2 protein-coding genes are annotated in these 1,022 nt (G+C 73.1%); one reads left to right on the forward strand and one right to left on the reverse strand.

From position 1 onward, the window contains the following. Nucleotides 1-196 precede the first annotated feature (196 nt). Nucleotides 197-613 (forward strand): hypothetical protein, encoded by a 417-nt coding sequence (locus AB0O29_RS36445; protein WP_365160869.1) that lies wholly within the window; start codon nt 197-199, stop codon nt 611-613. A gap of 74 nt (nt 614-687) precedes the next feature. Here AB0O29_RS36445 and AB0O29_RS36450 read toward each other — a convergent pair. Beyond that, nucleotides 688-1,022: hypothetical protein (locus AB0O29_RS36450; protein WP_365160872.1), on the reverse strand; the 335-nt coding region annotated here is incomplete at its 5' end.

The raw sequence follows: 1,022 nt of genomic DNA on the forward strand, positions 1-1,022 counted from the left end.
TGGGGGCTCTCGGGTCGCGCGGCGGCGAAAGACCGCGAGGACGGCCCAGGAACGCCAGGGCTGTGGCCGTCGCGGATTGCGGGGTCCGGCGGGCTGTGTCAGCGTGGTTAGCCGTACGCCGGGGGAGGCCAGGGGCGGGGACACCCGAGGAATCCCGGACGAGGGGAAACCCATGAGGCACATACCGAGTACTGCCGTGAGCGCGGCCGCAGCGCTGCTCCTGTCCGTCGGCGGAGCCTCCGCCGCCTTCGCGGCCGATCCGAGCCCCAACCAGAGCGCGGCGGCGGCCCAGTTGTGCACCGACCTGAACCAACTCCGCTCCGACGCGACGGCACTGTCCGGACTGAGCCCGGCCTCCGCCACCAAGGACCAGGTCAAGAGCGCCTACAACGACGTCAAGGACGGCTGGGACGCGGTCTCGAAGTCCACGGCGGCATGGAACGCGGCCCAGAAGGAGGCCGTGAAGTCCGCGGCGGACGGGCTGAAGAAGACCTGGGACGACCTGCCGGGCAGCGTCACCGGAGCCGAGGCCGCGACCAAGCTGAAGCCGCAGGCCCAGCTGCTGGACACCGCGGTGAAGTCCGCCCGTACCGGCCTGAAGTGCCCGGGCTGACGACGACACCGGAACCGACGCACGGGCGAAGCCCCGCCACCAGACGGTGGCGGGGCTTCCTTCACCCGTTCGGGCTACGAGAACTTGCTGCGGGCGGACGCCGGTGCCGGAGCGGCCCGCCGGCCGCGGGCACGCCGGCCCGGGCGCGGGCTCCGCACCTCACCGTCGAGGCCCGCCGCCCGCCTCGCCCACCTCGCCGCCACGTCCTCGGGCACGCCCATCACCCGCAGCGATTCCTCCACGCTCGACTGACATCCCGGCAGGGAACAATGCAGCGGACTCACCGCCGCACCCGCCTCCTGATACGTCATCGACTCCGGCGGCAGCGGGCGGGCCTTGACCCGGCGCAGCAGCTCGGCGACCGGGGCCGGGGAGTCCACGACCTGGCCGGTGGGCATGATCGTGCCCA

This window comes from Streptomyces sp. NPDC089915 (genome assembly GCF_040684675.1).
Classification (GTDB): Bacteria; Actinomycetota; Actinomycetes; order Streptomycetales; family Streptomycetaceae; genus Streptomyces.